We start from the raw sequence: 5,224 nt of genomic DNA, 5'->3' as shown, positions 1-5,224 counted from the left end.
ACACCGTGGCCACGCTGACCTCCGGCGACGTGCTGGGCGCGGTCTCGGCGCTGACCGACGGCCTGCTGGCCGGCATCCTCGGCGGCGAGGCCGGCACGGGCGGCGGCCCGGTCAGCGACGTGCTGACCGACGTGCTGGGCGGCCTGCTTGGCGACGGCGGGCTGCTGGGGGGCCTGCTGGGAGACGGCGGCCTGCTGGGAGGCCTGCTCGGCGGCGACGGCGGGCTGCTCGACCCGGTGCTCGGCGACGACGGCCTGCTGGGAGGCCTGCTCGGCGGCGACGGCGGCCTGCTCGACCCGGTGCTCGGCGACGACGGCCTGCTGGGGGGCCTGCTCGGCGGGGACGGTGGGCTGCTCGACCCGGTCCTCGGCGACGATGGCCTGCTGGGCGGCCTGCTTGGCGACGGCGGGCTGCTGGGGGGCCTGCTGGGAGACGGCGGCCTGCTGGGGGGCCTGCTCGGCGGCGACGGCGGGCTTCTCGACCCGGTCCTCGGCGACGACGGCGTGCTGGGAGGCCTCCTCGGCGGCGACGGCGGGCTGCTCGATCCGGTCCTCGGCGACGACGGCCTGCTGGGAGGTCTCCTCGGCGGCGACGGCGGGCTGCTCGATCCGGTCCTCGGCGATGATGGCCTGCTGGGCGGCAACGGCGGGCTGCTCGACCCGGTCCTTGGCGACGATGGCCTCCTCGGAGGTCTGCTCGGCGGCGAGAGTGGGCTGCTCGACCCGGTGCTCGGCGACGATGGCCTGCTGGGAGGTCTCCTCGGCGGCGACGGCGGGCTGCTCGATCCGGTCCTCGGCGATGACGGCCTCCTCGGAGGCCTGCTCGGCGGCGACGGCGGGTTGCTCGACCCGGTCCTCGGCGATGACGGCCTCCTCGGAGGCCTGCTCGAAGGCAACGGCGGGCTGCTCGACCCGGTCCTCGGCGACGATGGCCTCCTCGGAGGCCTGCTCGGAGGCAACGGCCTCTTCTCCTGAGCGCCCCCACGCTCACGGAGCGGAGATGCCCTCTCCCTCCAAACTGGGCTGCCGCCGAAAGCGGCAGCCCTTTTTCATGAGCCGATCACCAAATAGGATGAACCGCCGCACAGCCTGCGGACGAACAAACACCGGCGCCGACCGAGGTCCCCCATGCCCCTTTCCGCCCCGCTTCCCGACGAAAGCCTTGTCCTGAAGGCCGTCGCCGAAGGCATGTCCGGCCGCTCCGCCGAGTCCGACGCCCTCCCGCTGGCCGCGCCGGTCTGGCTGGCCTGGCGGCAGGACGGCCGGCGGATCGCGGCGGAATGGCACGCGGCGCCGACACTGGCCGAGGCCGTCGCCCGCTCGGCGGCGGACCTGGCCGGCCCGGCCGATGCGCTGGAGATCTGCCTGACCCGCGACTACCGGCCCGTGCCGCCGGAGCGGCTTGCCACGGCCTTCGCCAACAGCCAGCGCGGATTGCGCGGGATCGAGATCGCTCTGGACGGCCGGCTGACCCGCATCGCCCCGACCGCGACGATCGCCAGCAACCGCCCACCCTTCCGCGAGATCGAGCGCAAGGCGGCCGCCCTGGGCCTGACGCCCGAGCGCCTTGCCGCCCGGGCCCGCATCCGCAGCTTCGAGTCCGACCAGTTCCTCGTCCTGCCGGACCGCGGCCTCTGCCATGCGCTCTGGCGCGGCGGCCGGGTCGTTCCGCCCGAAAGCATCGGCCCCGGCCTGCTGCGGGACACGATCCGCGGCCTGTCCGGCTGGCTGCTGCGGAATGTGCATCCCGACGGACGCATGACCTACAAATACTGGCCGAGCCGCGGGGTGGAATCGCGCGCCGACAACACCATCCGCCAGTTCATGGCCACGGTGGCGCTTGGCCGCATCGCCCGCCGTGGCGGCGACGCCGGAGAGGCCGAGGCCGCCCGGCGCAACCTCGCCCACAACCTGCGGAAATTCTACGCCGAGGTCGACGGGCTCGGCACCATCCTCCACGACGGCAAGGCCAAGCTGGGGGCCATGGCGCTGGCCGCGCTGGCGATCCTGGAATTCCGGTCCTCCGGGCTGGTCGAGGCCACGGCGCATGAGGAGATCTTCGCCGGCCTCTGCCGCGGGGTCGCACATCTGTGGCAACCGGACGGCTCCTTCCGCACCTTCCTGGTGCCGGCCGGCCGCAACGACAACCAGAACTTCTACCCCGGCGAGGCGCTGCTGTTCTGGGCCGCGCTCCACCGGCAGACCCGCGACCCCGATCTGGCGCGGAAATGCCTTGCCAGCTTCCGCCACTACCGCGACTGGCACCTGGCGCAGCCGAATCCGGCCTTCGTTCCCTGGCACAGCCAGGCCTATGTCATGCTGCACGAGGATCTGGGCCTGCCGGAACTGGCCGCCTTCGTGCTGGACCGCAACGACTGGCTGCTGCCGATGCAGCAATGGGGCGGCAGGCTGGCGCCCGATTTCCAGGGCCGGTTCTTCGATCCGGAGCGGCCCGATTTCGGCCCGCCGCACGCCTCCTCGACCGGGGTCTATATGGAGGGGCTGGCCGAGGCCTGGCGCCTGGCCCGCCGTCTGGGCGAGACCGATCGCGCAGACCGCTATGCCCGGGTCCTGCGGCGGGGGCTGCGTGCGGTGCGCCAGCTGCAGTTCCGCGACCGCGAGATCGACGCCTTCTACATCTCGCGGCCGGAAGCGGTGATGGGCGGGCTGCGGACCGAGGTCTACAACAACGAGATCCGCGTCGACAACGTGCAGCATTGCCTGATGGCCCTGCTGAAACTGGAGGCAGAGCCCGATTTTCCCTGGGAGGCGGAGACGGAAGAGCCCGGTCCTGGCTCCTGACCCCGGTGCGCTTCGGAGCATACTTTAGTTTTGATAAATATTCTTAAGAGTGTATGCTGGCGCGCAAAGCTGCTGGATTCCTTTCCATGCCCACCGTCACCATCATCTGCCTGCTGGCCGCCGCAATTGCGTTTTTCAGCCGTCTGGTCGGCTGGGAAGAGGTATTGCTCGCGCTTGGCATCCTGGCGTCGGGCTATGTGCTGAGCATTTCGATCTCGCTCCTCTGGCCGAGACCGAAGCCGCCCGGGCAGAATGCGAAGCGCGCCGGCCTCGATCCGTCGCTGATCGCGGCCGGGATCCGGACGCCCGCTTCCGGCCCGGCCGCCACCGGACTCCGCTTCGGCGCCAGCCCCGATGCGCTGGAGCCGGCGTTGCTGGACAAGCTGCGCCTGATCGAATGGAGAACCGGCCGGGCGCGCACCCTGTCGGCGTGATCGGCCGAGGATGGTCCGGCCGGAGGTCGCGCCCGGCTGCCGCTTGACAATGCAGACAATTCGCAGACATGTAGAAAAAGGGCGTCGGGACCGGCGTCCCATGGCGGTCAACGGCGGATTGTGCAGCAGGATGACGAAGGACGGCTACGCGACCCCCGCGACCCTCCATGTGCTGATCGCAGATGATCACACGCTGATCCTCGAGATCATCGGAATGGTGCTGGAGAACACGCCGGACATCCAGCTGCGCACGGCGCTGTCGGTGGATGGCGCGGAGGAATTGCTGAACCGTTACGGCAGTTTCGACCTGATCCTGCTGGATCTGGACATGCCGGGGATGCGCGGGGTCGAAACCCTGATCCGGATGATCAGCCTGAACGGGGACAAGCCCGTCGGCATCATCACCGGCAACCCCACGCCGCGCCTGATCGACGAAATGATGAAGAACGGCGCCGCGGGGGTCATTCCCAAGACCAGCTCGATGAAGAGCCTCGTCAACGCCATCCGCTTCATGGCCGCCGGAGAACGTTATTTCCCGCTCGAACTGATGCAGGAACAGAACGTGATCCGCCAGGCGAACCCCTCTCCGCTGTCCGAGCGGGAGACCTCGGTGCTGGTCAAGCTGGCCGAGGGCCTGCCCAACCGGGAAATCGGGGACGCCCTGGGCCTGGCCGAGGCGACGGTGAAGATGCATGTGAAATCCATCTGCCGCAAGCTGGGCGTCCAGAACCGGACGCAGGCGGTCATCGCAGCCCGGAACCTGAAGCTGGTCTGAGAGCGCGGCGCAAGCGCCACAATCCTGCCACGATCCCCCCACATCCCTGCCATCATATACTTTAGTATCGGGTAAAGATGCTAACGTATTGGCGCGGGAGCGCGCCGCAGCAAGGAGATGAACTTATGTTCAGGTTCGGCCGCACTTCCAAGTCCGATGACGCCCGGACGAAAGCCGCGATGGTCCTGCGCGCCCCGGTGCAGGAGGAACCGCCGCAGGCCGACCCGCAGCCGGCGCCGCAAACGGCCGCCGGGACCGCCCCCGCCGGCGGCTGCAGCATCAAGCTCGGCCGGCTGGTCGATGCCCCGCTCTGCCCCAAGGGGGTGATCCTGATGTGCGGCACGGCCGGCGCGCTGTCACGCGACATCACCGACTGGGCCGACCAGATGCGCGCGGTGGTCATGGTGGTCTCGGACGGGAACATCTCGCTCGACTGGCTGCGGGAATACGCGCCGAAGCTGGATTTCCTGCTGGTCGATTCCGACTACCTCGGCGATACCGAGGCCACCATCGACTTCTGTCTTCGGGTCCGCCGCGCCACGCCCTCGCTGCCGCTGATCCTGGTTTCCAGCGAAGTCCGCTCGCATGATTTCACCTGCGAACGGATGATGGCCTGCGACGTCACCCTGAAGCCGCCGCTGATGCGCACCGCGCTGACCATGGGTGTGCAGGCGGCCTATCAGAACAACGAGCATTTCCTGAAAAGCATCGCCTGAGGTCCGGGCCGGGCCGGCCAAGCCGGGTATCGCGGCTGCCCTTGCCCTGTCCCGATACGCGGGACGGGGAGGACCCGCCACGACCACAGCGCCCGCCGCGCGACGCCGGGCCGTCGGTCCAGCGGTGTGGATGCCCCGGGGCACGCAGGAGTGTCGGAGGAAGCCCAACAGGGCGCCTGCGCCCGAAGGTGATCGCAACATGGGGTCTGGAGATACCTAGACCTAAGGATTGACGATCATCACATAGGATGCGATATACATTCATAAGTTTATAAACAGCGCGAAAGGCGAGAAGTGTCGATCCTCACGATCCTGTTCGCCCTTCATCCGCGCACGGTCCGTCGGAGTGCCGGGGGCCGGCCCCTTCCCGCGCCTTTTCCGCCGGACCGGCTGCGGTCTGGACGATCTTCGCACCACTGAAACCTGACACTTCGAGGACCAAGACCGATGGCAACGATCCGCATTCAAGCCGAGACCCCCTCGGATTTCCGCATCACC

At 69.0% G+C, this 5,224-nt stretch carries 5 protein-coding genes; all 5 read left to right on the top strand.

What is annotated here, in order from left to right; all coding sequences use genetic code 11:
* On the top strand, positions 1 to 974 hold a 974-nt coding region (locus G5B31_RS20655), incomplete at its 5' end, for a hypothetical protein (protein WP_205912050.1).
* 153 nt (positions 975 to 1,127) lie between these two features.
* Entirely contained in the window at positions 1,128 to 2,801 is a 1,674-nt protein-coding gene (locus G5B31_RS20650; protein ID WP_165020076.1) for a hypothetical protein, read from the top strand.
* 86 nt (positions 2,802 to 2,887) lie between these two features.
* Positions 2,888 to 3,235 carry a hypothetical protein gene (locus G5B31_RS20645; protein WP_165020075.1) on the top strand — a complete coding sequence of 116 codons (348 nt, stop codon included), beginning with the start codon at positions 2,888 to 2,890 and terminating at the stop codon, positions 3,233 to 3,235.
* Positions 3,236 to 3,365: 130 nt separating this feature from the next.
* A complete protein-coding gene (locus G5B31_RS20640; protein WP_165020074.1) occupies positions 3,366 to 4,010 on the top strand; it encodes a response regulator transcription factor in 645 nt (214 codons plus the stop codon).
* Positions 4,011 to 4,135: 125 nt separating this feature from the next.
* The gene (locus tag G5B31_RS20635; RefSeq protein WP_165020073.1) at positions 4,136 to 4,726 is read left to right on the top strand and encodes a hypothetical protein; all 591 of its coding nucleotides are present in this window, start codon (positions 4,136 to 4,138) and stop codon (positions 4,724 to 4,726) included.
* Positions 4,727 to 5,224 lie beyond the last annotated feature (498 nt).

It is taken from the genome of Rhodobacter sp. SGA-6-6 (genome assembly GCF_011043545.1).
Lineage (GTDB): Bacteria > Pseudomonadota > Alphaproteobacteria > Rhodobacterales > Rhodobacteraceae > Pseudogemmobacter.
Note: the sequence above shows the minus strand (reverse complement) of the source record. Positions and strands in the feature narration are given on the sequence as shown.

What these genes read in the sequence shown, in the direction of transcription:
- G5B31_RS20645 (WP_165020075.1), top strand. Translation starts at nt 2,888, where the DNA reads ATGCCCACCGTCACCATCATCTGCCTGCTGGCCGCCGCAATTGCGTTT.
- G5B31_RS20635 (WP_165020073.1), top strand. Translation starts at nt 4,136, where the DNA reads ATGTTCAGGTTCGGCCGCACTTCCAAGTCCGATGACGCCCGGACGAAA.
- G5B31_RS20640 (WP_165020074.1), top strand. Translation starts at nt 3,366, where the DNA reads ATGACGAAGGACGGCTACGCGACCCCCGCGACCCTCCATGTGCTGATC.
- G5B31_RS20650 (WP_165020076.1), top strand. Translation starts at nt 1,128, where the DNA reads ATGCCCCTTTCCGCCCCGCTTCCCGACGAAAGCCTTGTCCTGAAGGCC.